An 18295-nucleotide genomic window follows, 5' to 3' on the forward strand; every position below is an offset into this window, starting at 1 on the left:
GAATGACCGTAGAAGTATAGGTTTTAAAAGGCTAAATAATGCCATTATATGGAGTGCAATCAGGTTTGTAATAGAACAGTGAGCTTATTAGATTAAACTAAATTTATTACAAGCCATTAAATTAAGCTTGATTTTGTAATTAATATTTTAAATAAATTTAAAGAAAATAATCAAATAATACAAATTAAGCGTTGGTCTAACGTTTTGTTTTGTCGAAAAAGATCAAAAATAACTTTAATAGTAGTACATCAGGAGTAATTTTAAAAATAAATAAACCAATGCAGAGAGCGTAAGAAAATTTACTAAATCTCATTAAAATTAGGCAGCCATTGGATAGATAATGCAACCTATTTACCTTGTATCTTCGCCTTTAAAAGTATTTGTTTAGCTTTATGCCTGCTGAATTAACTCCGTTACAGCCGCTTCCTGTTTACCACGATAAATGGATTCGAATTATAGGCATTCCGGTTATAACCGCCTTTGGCTATTACCTCACCTACGACGATATCCAATTTAATAGTTGGTTTGTGTATGAGGTGCTAAGTGACGCTGTCAAGATATTTTTAGTCTGGCAAATGGTAAGATTAATCATAACCCAGCTCGATAAACACTATCCGTGGCAACAAAACTTCGTAGTGCGGCTGGTTATTCAGATTATAGCAACTTGTGTTACGGGTATTTTATCCCTTAGTATTTTAGTTTTATTGGAATACCGCTTTATTCGGCCTTACCAAATGGAGCATTACTGGAGCCTGGATGTTATAATTGCTTTAATATTTTTACTATTTATTAATGGCATCTACATCGGCTTGTACTTTTATGATTCTTACCTGTATACCCAATCAGAAAAAGAGTCATTAGTGCAGGTGTTACAGCAAGAAACTTCGGTTAACCACGAACATTTGCTGGTTAGGTCCGGAAAAAAAGAAATACGGGTACCGTACCCCGAAATAAGCTGTGCTTACTCCGAAGCCAAAGAAACTTATTTGCTTACCGCCGATAATAAAACCTACCTGCTGGATTTATCTTTGGATCGCCTGGAAGAACAACTGCCCGAGAGTCTATTTTTCCGGGCAAACCGTAAGTTTATTTTAACCGCCGATCTGATAGAAAGCTTTACCACCGAAACCCACGGGAAACTTACGGTTCAACTTAAGCCTCATTCCAAATTACCCGAAAGCTTTACCATTAGCCGCGATAAAGCTCCCGCGTTCCGGCGCTGGCTGAAACGTTAACCACCAACTCGTCGCTTTTTTATAGGCGTTTCAGTAGCAAAACTGTTCCTGGAAGCAGGAAAGAGGCTTTTCTTGATTTGTTTTGTGCCACTCATTTAAACAAAACAAATGTATGAAACCCTTACTTTTACAGCTAGCCTGGAGCCTGATTTTCCTCTTAAGCTTAGGTATTTTTAACTCTACTCAGGCGCAGACCATATCTCCACCTCTGCAGGCACACATAGATTCTTTATTTTTAACCTGGAATTCGACTAAAACTCCCGGCACAGTTATAGCAGTTATCCGCGACGGACAGGTGCTGTACCAGCGGGCCTATGGCATGGCTAATATCAAAAAAAAAGAACCACTTACCACAAATCATTCTTTTTGGATTGCCTCTATGGCCAAGCAATTTACGGCTATGAGCATTGCTTTATTAGAAGAACAAGGTAAGTTATGCGCTTCGGATGATATCCGAAAATACTTACCGGAACTACCCGATTTAGGCGAAACCGTACGGATTGAACATTTAATTCACCATACCAGCGGTCTGCGGGATGGGTTTACTTTGGTTGGGCTTACCTTTAAAGGCGAAAAACAGTACACCAACGCCAATGTGCTGGCAGCCATGACCCGGCAAAATAATTTAAACTTTAAGCCCGGTGAGCGTTACGAATACCTGAATGGCGGTTATGTTTTACTGGCCGAAATAGTAGCCCGGGTGAGTGGCATGAGTTTTCCTGAATTTACGGAGCAGACTATCTTCCGGCCATTAGGAATGAACCATAGTAGATTTTACGGTAATTTTAAAGAGACTATTCCGGGTTTAGTTAAAGGGTACGGCGTTAATTACAAAAAAGGTAAGGTAAGATACCGCCAAAGTGAGTTCCAGGGCAATACGGTAGGTTCCAGTGGATTAGTTACTACTCTGGCGGATTTAATTAAATGGAATGAAAATTTTTATCAGAACAAATTAGGTAAAGGCAGCCCCACTTTAATTACTAAAATTTTAACCCCTGGTACCCTCAATAATGGCCAGGTAAGCAGATATGCTTATGGTTTAGAAGTAGCTCCTTACAAAGAATATTTAGCTACCAGCCACAGCGGCAGCGACCCGGGTTATAAGGCCGAAATGGTCCGGTTTCCGGAGCAAAAAGTAACTGTAATTGGACTGGCCAATACCGATGATATGTATAGCCTTACTCCTAATTTATTACATGTGGGGGAAAGCGTTATTCAAAATAAAGTAATTCCTGAAATAGCTGGTTTCAATGGTTTGCCTAATAAGGATTTAAGTAAATTAACCGGCATTTATTTAAACTCAGCCAATAACCAGGAATTAGCCATCATTACTCATGAAAATGAAAAATTATTTTCGGCTACTTCCTTTAATGGGTATAAAGCTCCTTTAACCGCATTAGCTCCCCAGGTTTACCAAAACCAAGGGTTAAAAGAATACGAGCTCCGTTTTATTAGCTCCGAAGACGGACAAGTAAATACCTTGCAGCAAACACCTATCCGGGAAGATGGTTTTTTGCTGCAAAAAGTAGCCCCACAAGAACTAACTATTGCTCAATTAAAAACCTACGCCGGTAAATATTACAGCTCCGAACTTAAAAAAACCTACCATTTAGTAGTAAGGAAAGAAAAGTTGGGTTTGCTTCTCTATAAAGTAGTGTTTATTCCTTTTCAGCCAATAGAAGGGAATCGTTTTCTCGCGGACTTAATCGGTAACAATACCTTGGTTTTTAGTTCGAACACTGCCGGAATACCAACTGGTTTTACGTTTAACCGCACCGCTATTACCAATCTTCAGTTTATCCGAAAAAAGTAAATAGCTTTTATGAGAAAACTTCCAGCCTGCTTTTTCTGAGTCAAACACTGGTCATTTTACTTAATTCTTAGTTCTACCCTTTTATCACTTACTCTTTCAATTATACAATCCTATGAAAAAATTCTTCATGCTCTTTATTTGCCTCACTTGGCTCCCTGAGTTGTACGCCCAGGACAAAGAAAAAGAAATTAGTTTGGCGTATGGCCCTTATCATCAAACCACTTTAGATGCCCAGGCTTCGCCCTTACTTTACAAAACCCATCATTCTAATACGGCTGCTTTCCAGTTTATTAATCGGGGCGAAAAATCTCGGTTTCTGTTGAAATTAAATCCGGCCTGGGGTAATTACTCTCCGGAGCGCTTTAAATCACGTACCTACGGCGACGATAATTATGTTTATGCCATTACACCTACCTTGTATGCCTTGCAATTAAAACTGGCTTATCTGCGCCAAATACCGCTAAAAGCCGCACCAACTTGGAAATTATTTGCAGGCGGAGAGTTAAGCAACGGATTTTTATTATCAGACGAAATAGCTAATACTTTCTGGGCAACTAACATCGCCAGCGTAAACGCAGCTATCCTGGCCGAGTGGGAACCGGCGCGGCACCATAGTTTTAGTACTCAATTAAGTATTCCAGCCTTGGCTATTGTATCGCGGGCTAACTACGCTAATTATCCGAAATCTACGCATGGTACTAACTTAACCGAATTCTTTCGACAGGGCAGTAATTTAGCTACTCTTACTAAACTACAGCAAATTAATCTGGCGACTACCTACAACTTGCACTTAAGCCGCCGCTTTGCCTTAGGAGCTTCGTATCAGTTCAGTTGGTTTCACTACCCCGATCCTCGGCCTATCCGGTCTTATTCCCAAGCCTTATTGCTACAAACCAGTTATCGGTTTTTAGCCATTTAATTATTTCTAAATAATTATTACTCATCTAAAACAATCCACCTAATCCGAATACCCATTCTGTAAAAGTCAATCCTACTATAAATTATGAAAACCTTATCTCTTTCTCTTTTAATTTTTTTAACATTTTTTACCTTAACCTCCTGCGAAAAAGTATTCCTTGGGCCGCAAGCCCCCAATAATCCGGAAGAAAACTTTGAAAAACTGTGGCAGGAATTTGATCGCTTGTACGGTTCTTTTGAAGTAAAAAAAATTGACTGGAAGGCTGCTTATAACCAATACCGACCTCAGGTAAAAACATCAACCACCGAAGCGGCATTATATTCTATAATGGTAAGTATGCTTACTCCCTTAAACGACAATCACATTTTTCTCCGGCCTTTGCGTAGTTCCGGATTACCTCCTTACAGCGGCGGTATTTTAGGAAGAAAAACCTTCGAAGATTTTGATAAATCTGTAGCAGAAAAGTATTTAATTCAAAGAAAAACCTACGGCGATGCTATTGTCTACGGCAAACTTTCGGCCACTATTGGTTACATTAATTTATTGCATTTTGAAAATAATTATCTCTTTTACGTGAAGGCTATTGATAAAATACTGGATGAATTGCGGGATAGCAAAGGAATAGTTATTGAAATGCGGGAAAATGGCGGCGGAGAAGACCGGGTGAGTCAGCATATCGCAAACAGGTTTGCTTCCGAAAAGCATTTAGCTTTTACTTCGCGGTTGCGCAATGGTCCCCAACATTCGGATTTTGGCCCTACCCTAAAATTTTACACCCAACCCGAAGGTAATTACCAGTTTACAAAACCAGTAGTGGTGCTCACCCGGCGAGCTACCTTTAGCTCCGGAGAAACATTTGTACTCACCATGAAACAAAACCAGAACGTAACCATTGTGGGTGATTCTACGGGTGGTGCTATCCCGGATGCTATGCGCCGCGAGTTACCTAATGGATGGGTTTTCCGGGTGCCCATAGCGGATGTGCACGGTCCGAATGGTGAATCTTACGAAGGAATTGGGATTGCTCCAGATATTTTGATTAAAAATAAAAAGTCGGAACTAACCGCTGGCAAAGATGCTGCTTTAGAAAAAGCAATTGATTTAATTGATTAATACTGAATTATATAAACTAAGTTGATTCATTTAAAACTTTAAGTACATCCATTTAGGTATTATTTAAAAATCTCTTTAAAGGATAGAATAAATAGTGCCAGTTTTAATTGAGTAAATTGAAGAAGCCGGGTTACCTATTTTACAAGAAGAACTACGAACAATTAAAAGATGACATTTTAAATTGAGAACTTCTTTTACAAAAGCCGAATGCTAATTTTGGAAACAAAATGCTTAAACTTATTAAAGATGAACATTGCTATTTTTGGAACGGGGCGGATGGGTAAAGGAATAGTGAAAACTTTTTACCAGTATTCTCCTCACACCATTTTATTTAGCGGTCGGGAAAAAGAACGGGCGCAAAATGTACTGCACGAATTACAAATTGATTTATTAGCTGTTAGCATGGAAGAAGCGCTTCAGGCTGATGTAATTATTCCGACGTTGTGGTTTAAAGATTTACTGCCTTGGGCCGAAAAGTATAAGGAATTATTAAAAGGAAAAATTGTGATAGATATTGTTAATCCGTTTAACGACAATTTTGACGATTTTACCACACCTTATAATACTTCTGCCGCCGAAGAATTACAAAAAGTAATACCGGATAGTACCGTAGTAGGTGCTTTTAAAAATACGTATTGGGTAGTTTTTGATAACCCGGTTTTGCAAGGCTTAAAAAGCGATATTTATGTTACTGCTGATGACGAAAATGCCCGCCAACAAATAAAGGATTTATTAAAACCTTTGCCTTTCCGGGTGTTAGATGCAGGTTTGTTAAAGAATAATCGAACTATTGAACGGATGACTCTGCTTGCCGCTGAGCTTGCCCGGAAAGCTGGTAGCCATCCCAGAATAAGCTTTAACCTTTGGGGCTTAGAACACGAAGGTATTTAAAATTGGTATCTTAAATTAAACGAGTACCATCCAAGAATAAGTTGCTAAAATCAAACAGCTTAAATAGTCTTTTATCTTTTTTTAGTTTAATTAGAACTTTCAGTATTGTAGTTGTATTTACTTTATTGTTCCCTCAAAGTACTTATTGTAATTAAACCCAATCACCTAAATGAATTGCACTAAGGGGCTATGGCTTTAAATCCGGTAGGTTTAGAAAACAAGATTGTCATAAATAGAAGTTTAAAACAACTTTTATAACCTACCTCCATCATACTGGAATGATCTTATTAATATGAAGTGACTGCCGCAGAGTGGTCTGGAAAGTTATAGTAGTTAATCTACTTTATCACCAATGATCCAATCTTCTTTTCTGCCGGTTAGTTCCTTCCAGGATGACGAAAGTGGAGGAAGTATCTATCATCATCAGACTATTGTTACGGGTGGTTTTCGATATTCCCGTTTTCTAAACCTACCAGTTTGCTCCTTTTTCATATCTATTAGGGTATTTAGTAAATTGTAGTTGGTATTATATGTTAATTAATGAAGTTGATCTTCTATTCATAAATCATAATGAGGAATGATTTACCATAATACTTAAGTACCTGGACAAACATATATAAGCGCAGCTTTTATAGAAAAACAACTACCCCTCCTAAACTTAGGAGGGAAGCTTTTCCCCTAACTTATCATCTATCATTTAATTGGTCTCTGCCTTTTAAGACCTTTTATTAAAAGAGAACATATAAGGATTTACTTATTCGAAAAGTAAATCCAATCGAGGTTAAATAAATTTTGTTGATTTGGATTGGTGCCGGTAAAGACAAAATATAAATCGTGGATGCCTTTTGTTTTCTGGTTGAAGGGTGTTATTACCTCCTGCCACTTGCTTTTAGCATCCGTATTTTTAGCTGCCGGAATAATAATGCTACTTACCAAGGTACCATTAGGCTGATCGAGATGTACTTCTATGTTTCCGCCAGGGCCGCTGGTTTGCACCCGGTAAGTAAGGCTTTTTAAATGAGTAAGGTCTATATTTTTAAATTTTACGAAACTTTGGTGGTTAATAGTAGTGGCGTACGTTAAAAATTCAGTGGTAACGGTACCTAGTTTTACGTTGCCTTCGTCGTAATCTTCTACCTGTACCAAAGGGTTACGCAATAAAATATAATCCCGATCACTTAAAGGTTCCATGGCATTGGCTCCTTTATCGGTATACAGGGCTGTTAACAGGTAAGAGCCTTCTTTGCCTTGCCCCAGGTGACTTTTTAAAGCTAAATTTCCATTAAGTGGCAAAGAGGAAGTTGATTCTTTTAAAGACAAAATATATCGTACTATTTCCGTAGCATCTGCTTCGGGTAAATCCGGGTGGGCCGACATAGTACGTTGTCCCCAATTACCACTGCCGCCCGTAATTATTTTATGGGCTAATTTTTGTTCAACGCCAACTTTCCCCGAATAACGCGCTGCCACGGCTACGTAAGCAGGACCAACGGAAGTTTGATTTTGGGAATGGCAGGCTTTACAATCTAAAGTAGATACTAAATACTGACCTTTCGCAAATTGTACGTTCACCGAAGTTGGCGAACGGGTGAGCGCTACTGCTACGTCTTTACCTTGCGGCATATAATTCCAGGTAAGGCTTACCCGTTTCGGGTCGATTACTTTGTCTTCGGTGTCTTTTACTTTTACCTGGTAATCAAGCGAGGTATTGTCCCAGTAGAAACTCCGGTTAGCAGTGGTTGTAATATTTACCTCGGGCGGCGCATTGCCAGCTTTTATTTGCACCATTGAAGTACTGCTTTCGCGGTGGTTATCGCTTACTGTTAAAGTTACGTCGTGAATTCCGGGTTGGGTAAATGTATAAGTTATTTGCTCTCCGGTAAAATGCTTACCTGCTACTTCCCAGGTAAATTGAAGGCTGTCGTTTTTATCATAATCTTTGGAATCAGCGGCCGATAGCTTCACTTGAAAAGGCACTGCCCCGTATAAATTATCTGCTTTAATATTAGCTATTGGTTTGCGGTTTCCTTCGGCGTATTCTACCCGTATTAAGCGGGCATCGTTATTTTTGGCAAACCAGTTAGTACCGTATTCTAATATATAGATAGCCCCATCCGGAGCAATTTGCATATCTGTGGGAGCCGCAAAGGTTATATGATCCAGAAAAGGCTCCATGCGCAGGTAATTTTTATTTTCATCGAAAGATACAGCCATAAACCAACGCCTTACCCAATCGTAAATTATAAGCTTTCCATCGTAATATGAGGGCAATTTGTATGGGGCATTTGGAAATAAATCGGAGTAATAAACCGGCCCTGCCAAAGCCGATTCGCCGCCTTTACCTACCAAAGGAAAATGCTTAGAAGCTCCGTCGCCGTACCAAATCATGGCCGGTTGGGCCGGGGGTAATTCCCGGATGCCGGTGTTATTGGGAGAATTGTTTATCGGCTTTTGCGGATTAAATACAGTAGACCGAAAAGCTTTTGTGGCGTAATCATAGTAAGGAAATACTTCGTTATTTCCTAAAAAGTAAGGCCAGCCATAAAATCCGGGTTTACGGGCCTGGTTAATTTCATCGTAACTTAAAGTTCCTTCTGAGGCGGGTACTTTGGTATCCGGTCCAATATCGCCCCAGTATACAAAATTATTTTTGGGGTCAACCGAGAAACGATACGGATTGCGGTGGCCCATGGTGTAAATTTCGGGCCGGGTTTTAGGGGTTCCTACCGGAAATAAATTGCCTTCCGGAATGGAATAAGAACCATCCGGCTCGGGTTTAATGCGCAAAATTTTTCCGCGTAAGTCGTTGGAGTTAGCGGCCGTTGCCTGGTCATCCGCCAATTGCCGGCCCGGACGTTCGTCAATGGGTATATAGCCTTCGGTTTCTTCGGCGTTGGTATTATCGCCAGTAGCCAAATACAGCAGGCCATCCGGGCCAAAATGCAGGTAACCCGCCGAGTGGCAGCAATATTTTCTTTGAGTGGGAATTTCGAGTAAAAATTTTTCCGTACTTCGGTCCAGATTATCTTGCCGCAATTCCATTCGGGCCAGGCGGTTTACGGCTTTTTCGCCGGGTACGGCGTAGTAAAGGTATATCCAGTTGTTTCGGGCGTAGCCCGGATCGGCCGCTACTCCCAGTAATCCATCTTCGATGCCGCTAAATACTTCTATATTCGCGATGGTTTTGGTTTGTTTTGAGTTGGCATCAAACAGCTTTACGGCTCCTTTACGTTCTACAAATAATACGTTATTTCCGGGTAGCAGAGCCATTTGCATAGGTTCGTTCATACCCTGGCTTAAAACCTGATAGGTATAGCGGCTGGAATCCGGCACCGGCAAAGTAGTTGCCTTACTATAATCCGGCAGGTTGCTTTCAAGGTCAGTTATTTCGAATACGGTTCCAACTTTTTCCGGTGAATGATCAGCTTGGGATAAAAGAAGAAGCTTGCCGCTTTCCGGTTTTACTTTTTTATCAAGTATAAAATTTTGTAAATCAGTTCCCCAAGCTTGTGTTTGGGCATTATTACTTGAATCAGTTAAAGCTAGTATTCCTCCCCCGGCCTCCATAAACCGTCTCAAAGAAGTAATCTGCCGATGGTTTAGTTGAGAAAGCGAGAAGGACGAAAGTACAAGACGCTGGAAATTTTTTAAAGAATCATCAACTAAATAACTACTATTCAAAGCCTTTGTAATTTGCCAATTGGCTTTAGTATTTGTTTTTTCTAATGATTCTCCTATATCAGAAATATCTCCGTATATCAACATTCGGGGGTGAACCTGCGAAGCAGTTGTGCTACTGGTGTTAGTTCTGGTGGAACAAGCAACGAGAAAGATGGATAGCCATAGTAGCAAATAATGAGTGCGCATACAAAAAAGTAGAAATGTAATCCGGCACAATATAAAAATAAAATACTTGCTAAAGCTAGTGCTTGTTTGTAAGCAATTCACCTGCGAATAAAAGAAACTTATACCAAATAATAAAAAGAACCATCAATAGTTCTAACCTGGCAGATTTTCAAAACAGGGATGCCCAAAATAGAAGTTTAAAACAGTTCTTTCTACTTACTTCCGTCATCTTAAATGGATTTCAATTTAGAGTGACTGCCGTAATGTTTTCTAGAAAGTTATAACAGGTAATCTCCTTAATTATCTATGATCTGTTCTTCTTTTCTGCCGGTTAGTTCCTTCTAGGATGACTAAAGAGGAAAAATTATGTATTACTTGAGTATAATTCCAGCAGGTTTCCGGCATTCCTGTTTTTAATTCCTACCAGGTTGGCTTCTTTATAATATACTCTTGTTGTAAATAGTAAATACTACCTGATATTGTTTGAAAATTGGCGCAATAAAAACAATCAAGGATCGCGTACTTCTAAAAGGATACAAGGTTTGACATGCCACTAGCTTTAAATAGTAAATTAAGTAGGCCAGTGCGTCTCTATACCCTGCGATCGGATAACTTTTTGAAATTCTACCAGCAAATTAGTTTTTTCCCGCACCTCACGGGGTAATACTTTTTTCTGTTTGGCAAACGCAATTAACAAGCCTACTGCTTCGCCGATACTCCACTCTACCGGGTGCAAGCGGTAACAACCGTTGGTAATATGAGTAGTTCCAATGTTTTTACTGGCCGGCAATAAGTTTTCCATTCTTTTGGGAAGAAGGGCACCTAAGGGAATTTGAAAAGGTAAAGACGCAAAATCGATGTAGTTGTTCCCGCCGCTGCTCGGATGCAAATCAATGTGGTAATATCCAATTCCCACACTATCGTAAAACTCCGCGGCCGTATTATCTTTTTCTTTACCGGTTATCAGAGCCCGATTAGCCGCTCCCACGTGTTCTTCTAAAATGGTAAATAGCGCCTGAATGCGCCTTGATTCCCGGATGTACGGGTATTTGGCTAACCCATCTTCGGTGCCCAGTATATCGCCGCGTAAACGTAGGCCTGGCCAACCTTGTCCTCCATCCGGGCGGGGTGCTTCGGTTTGCAGCCAATAAAAAAGCGATAAGCTTAGTTGCTTCGCCTGCTGCACATGTTTTTTAAAATCATTTTCGCTCACTCCCTCTAAATTTCCTAAATAATAATCGTTCTGAGGCCAATTTAGGATGCTGCAATCACCGGCGTAGGTACCCGGCACAAAATTGCTTTTATGAATAATCCGGCGGTAGTTCCAGAGGTTCAAGGCTTGACCAGTTGCCACTCCTTCGGGGTGAAAACCTAAAGCTTTTGTTGCTAAGGTTTTAGGATCAGAATATTCCAAGCTGAGTAACATACCGGACCAAGCCGGATTCATTTTAGGAGTAAAGTTTCGCCAGAAATTAAAATTGTTAGGTTTATCAATGGTATTGTTAGAACCAGGAACATAATCCATGGCCAGGCAAACGGTAAAGGCTTGCTGATTATGGGGGTCCGCCTTTTCGGGAGCATGCAGTTCGCGGGTTTGCTGGCGAGATTCGGTTCCAGTAATAAATTCAGTTTTGGTTAAAGGGAGTAATTCACCCAACTCCGTGGCATCCACAAAGTATGGCGCCGTTAATCCTACCTCCTGCTCTTTTTTCAGGTTTAAGGCTTGCAAGCTCCGGACTTTATTACCGGTAACCTCGGCTTTACTAATTTTATGTTCTAAAAGCAGGGTTAATTTTTTTGAACTGAGATAAGGAGCGAACAAGTTATACAATACCGCTAAAGCTACTCGTGGTTCATGCGCTATCCGGGAAACTGCCCCGTTACCCGGATTAAAATATGGCTGGGAACGAGCTTGTTCGGTAAGCGGATAATTTTGCCGGTAATATTCCCTGATTGCTTTGCGGAAATCGCGGTATAGTTGCGTTGCTCCGTGTGTTTCAATCCATTGATGCTCATCGGGCGGTACACCCTGTTGGGTAAGCTGCCCACCTAACCAATCTGTTTCTTCGGTAAGAATAACCGTTAAATTATTTCGTAAAGCGGCCAATGCCGCCGCACATCCACCTAATCCGCCGCCGGCAATAACTAAGTCTGCCTTTAGTTCCTGGGCCATTTTTCCGGAAGAATAAGATTGTGCCCTGGATTGATTAGCAAATGGTACATGCAAGCCACTAACGGCCGCTCCGCTGCCAACCGTTAAAAGCTGAACGAAGTTACGTCGGTTCATAAACAAAATTATTTTTTTGCAAATATCTAAATATAGGGAGCATAAAAAAGCCGGTTTAGTAATTCTAAACCGGCTTATCTTTACTTAAAATTTACTATTACGAATCCCAAGTCATCATTTTACCCCGGTCTTCATTTTTCAGGCATTGCGCCAAAGTTTTAGCATCGTACTCCAGCCCGTATTGTTTTAATACATCATCGGGTACCCCATCCCAGGCGTTAGGCTGATTCCCTTTGTATCCGATATCTTCAATACCTATTTTACTAGTAAAAAAGCCGGTAGCTGTTAAGTTACGCATCTGGTTAAAGAAGGCCACCCCTTGAGCATTTTCTTTGGCTGCTTTATCCGGGTAAGCGATCATATCAACCAGTTGTATTTGCTGTTCTTTGCTTGCATCCGCAAAACCCTTTTCAAAAAGCTTGGTTGATTTTATTTCGAGCCAACGTAATCCCCCGCGTAACGGAGTTTGGTAACTGGGTTGGTCTTTCGCCATAAACTCAATAAATTCAGGCACTTTCGCGTCGGTAGCACTACCGGAATGGTCATCTTTCGGAATAATAATATCGCACAAAATGGCAATGGTAGCCATTTCTTCTTTCGTGAAAAATTGCTCTTTCATGAGCTTGGCGTCCCGCTCTTTTTCTTCGGGGGTGCGGCCGTAGCCTTCCGCTTTCGCGTCGTCCTTTACATCCGAAGTGCTTTTCTCATCACCTTTTTCACCGTAATTTTTATCGCAACCTACTAACAGGGCACTGGCTCCTAACGAACCAATGGCCAAAACTTTCAGGGATTCTCTTCTGTCCATAATATTTTGCTTTATAAGCTAAATAATAGCTATTATATATTCCGCTTTTTAAGATTATCAATTATAAATTCAGAGGCCCGCATAGATAAGGCCATAATGGTCCAGGTCGGGTTTTTATCGGCTTGCGACACAAAAGGACCCCCATCTACCACAAATAAGTTTTTCACTTCGTGTGCCTGGCAGTTTTTGTTTAAAGCCGATTTGCTTGGGTTATTGCCCATCCGTACTGTTCCTACTTCGTGAATAATCCGGCCGGGAACCGCCAAACCGTATTGCTCATCTGCCCCTGGTTTTTCCCCGTTAGCTATGGCACCCATGGCGTGGATAATTTCTTCGAAAGTATCCTGCATGTGTTTGGCTTGGTTTACTTCCTGTTCGGTCCACTTATAATGGAATTTAAGCACCGGAATACCGTATTTATCTACTACGTTCGGGTCAATTTCGCAGCGGTTGTACTCGCGAGGAACACTCTCACCCCGGCCCGAAAAACCAACGTTTGCCCCGTAAAAGCGGCGATAATCATCTTTTAAAGACGCACCGTAACCACCGGCATCCTTAGTTTTTCCGTCTTTACTAGGGTATTTTCCGTTCATTCGTTCAATGCCGAAACCAAAACCGTAGGATGGCATTCCCAGACCACCGCCTAGTTCAATATGATAACCCCGGGAGAAATTTAGTTTTTTGTTTCCTTCGAGCCACCACGGAATGTACAAGTGCATACCACCCACGCCATCTTCGTTGTACCGTTTACGGTCCATTAGTTTCGGTACAAAAGCACTACGCGAAGCCCCGGTAGAGTCGTGCAGGTATTTACCTACCACTCCGCTGGAATTTGCCAGTCCGTTCGGGTGTTGAGCTGATTTAGAATTTAGTAAAAGTCTTGCCGACTCGCAGGCGCTAGCAGCCAAAATAACTACTTTTCCGTTTACCTGGTATTCCTGTAAATCAGTTTTATCGGTATACAAAACACCGGTGGCCAGACCGTTTTTATCGGTTAATACTTCCCGGGCCATGGCGTTAACGTACAAATCTACATTTCCGGTTTTACGGGCCGGCTTTACTAAAACCGTAGAAGCAGCAAAATCGGCGTGAACCGAGCAACCTCTGCCGCACTGGGAACAAAAGAAACAAGAACCCCGGTCTTTGTTAACCGGCCGGGTTAACATAGATAATCTGGCCGGAATAACGGGAATACCAACGCTGGTAGCCGCTTTCTTAATCATTAATTCGTGCAAACGTGGTTTGGGCGGTGGCAAAAAATAACCATCCGGATCATTAGGTAAATTTTCGTTCGTACCAAATACCCCTACCATTTTATCTACCCGGTCGTAATACGGTTTTAAATCCTCGTACGAAAGCGGCCAATCATCGCCCAGCCCATCTATGCTGCCCCGTTTAAAGTCATGTGGCCCGAACCGCAGCGAAATACGTCCCCAGTGGTTGGTGCGCCCGCCGATCATCCGGGAACGGAACCAGTCGAATTCAGTACCTTCCTGGCGGGTATAAGGCTCACCATCAATTTCCCATCCTCCATAGGCACCATCAAAATCGCCAAAGGCCCGAGTGGTGTTAGCACCTCGCCGGGGTGACTGGTACGGCCATTTTAATTGGGTTTGCTGATCTGGATTGGCAGGATCGTAATCCGGACCGGCTTCTAATAAAGCTACTTTCAGACCAGCTTCAGTAAGAGTTTTAGCAGCCATGCCGCCTCCCGCTCCGGAGCCAACAATGACAACGTCGTACAATTCGCCTTTCTTTTTAATTTGAAATGCCATAAGGTGGGTTATATTAGTTGAACAGATTGTTTATTTAATTCCTTTTCTCGGGTAAGGTTCCTCGCGAAACCTTTAGGTAATATTTAATTCTTCCCCAGCACAAGCCTGCTTCTTTTCGGCGGATAATGTACTTATATTCTTTGGCATTTCCACTTAAAAGAGCCCTATTATAGGTTATATTTTTTTATAATGGTTAGCCAGAAAAGCGCAGGAATACAAACGCTACTAGTTATTAACTTTACATTTAAGTATTTAAGCTTTTAGCTCTAAACTATTTATCCGGGCAGGCGTTACAAGCTTTTTATTTGTAAATTATAATCGGCAAGTTATTGTAAAAGATTAGTAACCGAAACAAAGTAAATTTTTTTTATATGATATAAATGTAATTTGCAAAGAATTAGAAGAAGCAAATATTTATGACTTACTGCTTAGGAATTAAAGTAAAAGAAGGCTTGATTGCCTTGGCTGATACGCGCATTACAGCCGGTACTAATACAACTGTTAAAAAAAAGATATTTATTGACCAAAAAGAAAATTATTCCCTCTTTATCATGACGAGCGGCCTCCGGTCTGTGCGCGATAAAGCGATTCTTTACTTTCAGGAATTGCTCGATGAAGGAGTAGTTTATAATAAATTATACAAAGCCGTTACTGCATTTGGCGAACAGATTAAACGAGTAGCCAACGAAGATAAAGCTGCTTTAGAAAGTGCCGGGTTTAAATTTAATTTAAATACCATTGTGGGCGGGCAATTACGGGATGACGCGGAACATAAATTGTTTTTGCTGTACTCCGAAGGCAATTGGGTGGAACTGGACGAAAGCGCTCCTTATATTATAATTGGCAACTCCGGCCAGGGAAAAGCTATTTTAAACCGGGTGTTACATGCCGATAGTACTATGAAACAAGCCTTAAAGGCCGGTTTTCTTTCTTTTGATTCTACGCGGGTAAGCAATAACGACGTTGAATTTCCGATAGATGTTATCTTATACAAAAAGGATAGTTTTTCGATGGTAGAGTACCGTTACGAACAAAAAGATTTAGGCGAAATTTCGGAAGTATGGGCCGCTAAATTAAAATCAGCTTTGGATGCCATTCCGGAAGAATGGATGGAGCTAGCTTTCGATAAACTACCCAAAACTTAATTAAGTAGTTATTTGTTGTTAGTTGCTTGTTGTTAAACTTATAATATTGCAATAACAAAGGAATTATAAATTATACTTTAACCTATTTTCGCCGAATTACTTATTAAATAATCCATGAAGTTTCAGGTTCATAGCGATTTAGAATACCAGGTACTACAACCCAGCACTTTTATTTTAAATATTCATGCTCTCCGCACAGCTACTCAAACGGTGCTGGAAGAATCGTTAATGGTAGAGCCTTATATCCGCTTAGAAGAATTTAGTTCAGCTTTAAACGCGAACCGGTTTATCCGCTTAGAAGTAACTGAACCTTTAATTTTTAAAATTTCCTACAAAGCTACCGTAGATACCATCTCTCAGATAATTGACCAGAAACAAGAAAAAGGCGCTACTCCGGTCGTGCAGTTAGACGGTGATATTATTCCTAATCTTTTTCCTAGCCGCTATTGCCAATCCGATAAATTGCAGCGGTTGGCTAATAATAAGTTCGGGAAAATAGAGAATACTTTTGCCCAAGTAATAGCGATAACCGATTGGATTTACGAAAACGTAGAATATTTGAGTGGCAGCACCAATTCGCAAACGTCTGCCTATGATACTGTTTCGGAACGGGCAGGCGTTTGCCGCGATTTTGCGCATTTAGGTATAGCTTTGTGCCGGGCTCTTTCCATACCCGCCCGTTATTTTACTGCTTACGCATACAATCTTAATCCCCCGGATTTTCACGCGTGTTTTGAGGCTTATATTGGCGGCCATTGGCTTATTTTTGATGCTACCAAATTGGCTCCTTTAAATGGTTTAGTAAAAATAGCCAATGGGCGCGACGCGGCCGATGCAGCTGTAGCCAGTATATTCGGCAATGTAGTTTGTCAATCAATGCAGGTAACCAGCGAAGTGCTGGAAAATAATTTTGAGCCTTTTTACTACGATAATAAGCAATTAAAAGGATTGTCTTATGAGTAGAATTTGTTGTTGCTGAAGGATCGTGTATATCATAGGTTCATTATGGCGCGGATTTACTTCCGTGCCTCGCCCACATATCTCTTCTCAGTATAGCAAATTATGAAAGTCACGGAAGTAAATCCGCGAAATGGTAAACTTCTTTTTCATCTAAGTTAAGAATACCAAAATACCTGAACTTAGACAATCTACACATAGCCAAATTAGAAATACTTACTTTAATAGTTTTAGAATTGATTACCGGACTAAACCGAAAAGTGGAAAAATCTTAATTTAGTAAATAATCACGGTAAAAGCCTGCCCACAATTTTTCCATTTGTTTCCCAAATACCTAAAACTTGCTGGTTAGATAAAGCGGCTAAACGCGGGTAGGTTCCGGTGCCGATTGATTCCGGACTCAATTTACCTGGGGCAAGCGCTACAATTTGATTTCCTTGCTGCCAAACAAAATAGTTACCCTTAGCTGTTTTTACCAAAGAACTAGCCCGGCCCTCTCCTATTTTCTGTTCCATGGTGCCGGGTTCGGCGTAGTAAACCGTGTTTTCGCGTCGCCAGGTTGATCCCAGGTTACCTTGTTTATTCAGAGCTAAAGCACCGCCATCCATGGGGCAAGCCTTTAATACCCAGGTTCCCATACCTAATTTTTTAGCCGGGCCAAAAGTTTGTCCGTTATCAGAAGAAGTTACCAGGTACATATCCCTAGAACCATTTAATTCATTACGGAACATAATATACACCTTCCCTTTGGTATCGGCGGTAATAGAAGGCCGGCAACAAGGACATATTCCACCTTCGGGCGCGGCATAAGCCAGTTTATTTTTCGACCAGGTTTTTCCCCCATTTTTTGAAGTAGCCGTAAAAATATTGATTTTCTTACTCAATCGTAAGTCCAGCCAGGCAGCATGTAGGGTATTTTCTGTTCCGCTGGCTAAAGCAACAAAACCTTCTTTCGCCGTTGTATCCCGATCAACGATATTAACGGGCTCACTCCATTTGGTATCGTTATTTTTTAAACGGTAAACTAGTATTTTACCCGTGTGCGCAGCGGCAGCAATTACTGTATAATCTTTGGTAGTAGTTATTTGCGGGCCACGGGTCATTCCGAGAGCCAATTGTTTTTGTTTTCCTACTTTTTGTGGTGGCGTAAACGTTTGGCCGTTATTGCTGGAAGTAGTATAAAATACCTCTTCTTCCTGCCCAAATACCACTTTAATCGTGTTAGCTGCATCTACCGTTACTACCGGCTGTTTACCAAAAGTGCTTACGGTAACAATAGCCGGCGCTTCTTTTTTATTAAAACTGAAGAATATACCGGAAGCCGTTAGAAGTAAACCTAACGTTATTAGGGAGAATTTTTGATTGTGCATTTTAAGTGTAATCAATTCAGTAACCAATTCTGCTATAAAGAGGCGTAAATTACCTGTATCAATCAACTAAGTTAAGGTTTTCACTTTTATAAAAAGCATAATCTTATTACTATTTAGTAAAATTCTGTAACGGTTCGGG

At 40.8% G+C, this 18295-nt stretch carries 12 protein-coding genes; 7 read left to right on the forward strand and 5 right to left on the reverse strand.

The genetic code is table 11. The annotated features are described in order from the left end of the window. Window positions 1-392: 392 nt before the first annotated feature. From HUW48_RS11580 to HUW48_RS11600, 5 genes are all read left to right on the forward strand, one after another. Complete coding sequence (locus tag HUW48_RS11580) at window positions 393-1235, forward strand: LytR/AlgR family response regulator transcription factor (RefSeq protein ID WP_182415822.1); 843 nt, start codon at window positions 393-395, stop codon at window positions 1233-1235. 112 nt (window positions 1236-1347) lie between these two features. Then, window positions 1348-3048: a serine hydrolase domain-containing protein gene (locus tag HUW48_RS11585; RefSeq protein ID WP_182415823.1), complete on the forward strand. Its 1701-nt coding sequence runs from the start codon at window positions 1348-1350 to the stop codon at window positions 3046-3048. Between the two features lie 112 nt (window positions 3049-3160). Then, entirely contained in the window at window positions 3161-3967 is an 807-nt protein-coding gene (locus HUW48_RS11590) for a hypothetical protein (RefSeq protein WP_182415824.1), read from the forward strand. Between the two features lie 84 nt (window positions 3968-4051). After that, window positions 4052-5080 (forward strand): S41 family peptidase, encoded by a 1029-nt coding sequence (locus HUW48_RS11595; RefSeq protein ID WP_182415825.1) that lies wholly within the window; start codon window positions 4052-4054, stop codon window positions 5078-5080. A gap of 246 nt (window positions 5081-5326) precedes the next feature. Then, window positions 5327-5971, forward strand: coding sequence for an NADPH-dependent F420 reductase (locus tag HUW48_RS11600; RefSeq protein WP_182415826.1), 645 nt, complete (start codon window positions 5327-5329; stop codon window positions 5969-5971). A gap of 750 nt (window positions 5972-6721) precedes the next feature. On the opposite strand, the gene HUW48_RS11605 is transcribed toward HUW48_RS11600, so the two are convergent. From HUW48_RS11605 to HUW48_RS11620, 4 genes are all read right to left on the reverse strand, one after another. After that, complete coding sequence (locus HUW48_RS11605) at window positions 6722-9838, reverse strand: PQQ-dependent sugar dehydrogenase (RefSeq protein WP_182415827.1); 3117 nt, start codon at window positions 9836-9838, stop codon at window positions 6722-6724. Between the two features lie 550 nt (window positions 9839-10388). Continuing rightward, complete coding sequence (locus HUW48_RS11610) at window positions 10389-12104, reverse strand: FAD-dependent oxidoreductase (protein WP_182415828.1); 1716 nt, start codon at window positions 12102-12104, stop codon at window positions 10389-10391. 97 nt (window positions 12105-12201) lie between these two features. Further along, window positions 12202-12909: a gluconate 2-dehydrogenase subunit 3 family protein gene (locus HUW48_RS11615; RefSeq protein ID WP_182415829.1), complete on the reverse strand. Its 708-nt coding sequence runs from the start codon at window positions 12907-12909 to the stop codon at window positions 12202-12204. A gap of 32 nt (window positions 12910-12941) precedes the next feature. Next, window positions 12942-14684, reverse strand: a complete 1743-nt coding sequence (locus tag HUW48_RS11620) for a GMC family oxidoreductase (RefSeq protein WP_182415830.1) — start codon at window positions 14682-14684, stop codon at window positions 12942-12944. A 416-nt stretch (window positions 14685-15100) separates the two neighbouring features. On the opposite strand from HUW48_RS11620, the gene HUW48_RS11625 reads away from it, so the two are divergent. Further along, on the forward strand, window positions 15101-15829 hold the full coding sequence (locus HUW48_RS11625; protein ID WP_182415831.1) for a peptidase: 729 nt from the start codon (window positions 15101-15103) through the stop codon (window positions 15827-15829). Between the two features lie 114 nt (window positions 15830-15943). Then, window positions 15944-16792, forward strand: coding sequence for a transglutaminase-like domain-containing protein (locus HUW48_RS11630; protein ID WP_182415832.1), 849 nt, complete (start codon window positions 15944-15946; stop codon window positions 16790-16792). Between the two features lie 281 nt (window positions 16793-17073). On the opposite strand, the gene HUW48_RS11635 is transcribed toward HUW48_RS11630, so the two are convergent. Beyond that, window positions 17074-18156, reverse strand: coding sequence for an exo-alpha-sialidase (locus HUW48_RS11635; RefSeq protein WP_182415833.1), 1083 nt, complete (start codon window positions 18154-18156; stop codon window positions 17074-17076). Window positions 18157-18295: the final 139 nt, after the last annotated feature.

The sequence above is a fragment of the Adhaeribacter radiodurans genome (assembly GCF_014075995.1).
Classification (GTDB): domain Bacteria; phylum Bacteroidota; class Bacteroidia; order Cytophagales; family Hymenobacteraceae; genus Adhaeribacter; species Adhaeribacter radiodurans.

Bases quoted from the DNA above. Each gene is read 5' to 3' on its own strand.
- HUW48_RS11615 (WP_182415829.1), bottom strand. From the start codon at position 12,909: ATGGACAGAAGAGAATCCCTGAAAGTTTTGGCCATTGGTTCGTTAGGA.
- HUW48_RS11630 (WP_182415832.1), top strand. From the start codon at position 15,944: ATGAAGTTTCAGGTTCATAGCGATTTAGAATACCAGGTACTACAACCC.
- HUW48_RS11580 (WP_182415822.1), top strand. From the start codon at position 393: ATGCCTGCTGAATTAACTCCGTTACAGCCGCTTCCTGTTTACCACGAT.
- HUW48_RS11610 (WP_182415828.1), bottom strand. From the start codon at position 12,104: ATGAACCGACGTAACTTCGTTCAGCTTTTAACGGTTGGCAGCGGAGCG.
- HUW48_RS11605 (WP_182415827.1), bottom strand. From the start codon at position 9,838: ATGCGCACTCATTATTTGCTACTATGGCTATCCATCTTTCTCGTTGCT.
- HUW48_RS11585 (WP_182415823.1), top strand. From the start codon at position 1,348: ATGAAACCCTTACTTTTACAGCTAGCCTGGAGCCTGATTTTCCTCTTA.
- HUW48_RS11600 (WP_182415826.1), top strand. From the start codon at position 5,327: ATGAACATTGCTATTTTTGGAACGGGGCGGATGGGTAAAGGAATAGTG.
- HUW48_RS11595 (WP_182415825.1), top strand. From the start codon at position 4,052: ATGAAAACCTTATCTCTTTCTCTTTTAATTTTTTTAACATTTTTTACC.
- HUW48_RS11625 (WP_182415831.1), top strand. From the start codon at position 15,101: ATGACTTACTGCTTAGGAATTAAAGTAAAAGAAGGCTTGATTGCCTTG.
- HUW48_RS11635 (WP_182415833.1), bottom strand. From the start codon at position 18,156: ATGCACAATCAAAAATTCTCCCTAATAACGTTAGGTTTACTTCTAACG.
- HUW48_RS11620 (WP_182415830.1), bottom strand. From the start codon at position 14,684: ATGGCATTTCAAATTAAAAAGAAAGGCGAATTGTACGACGTTGTCATT.
- HUW48_RS11590 (WP_182415824.1), top strand. From the start codon at position 3,161: ATGAAAAAATTCTTCATGCTCTTTATTTGCCTCACTTGGCTCCCTGAG.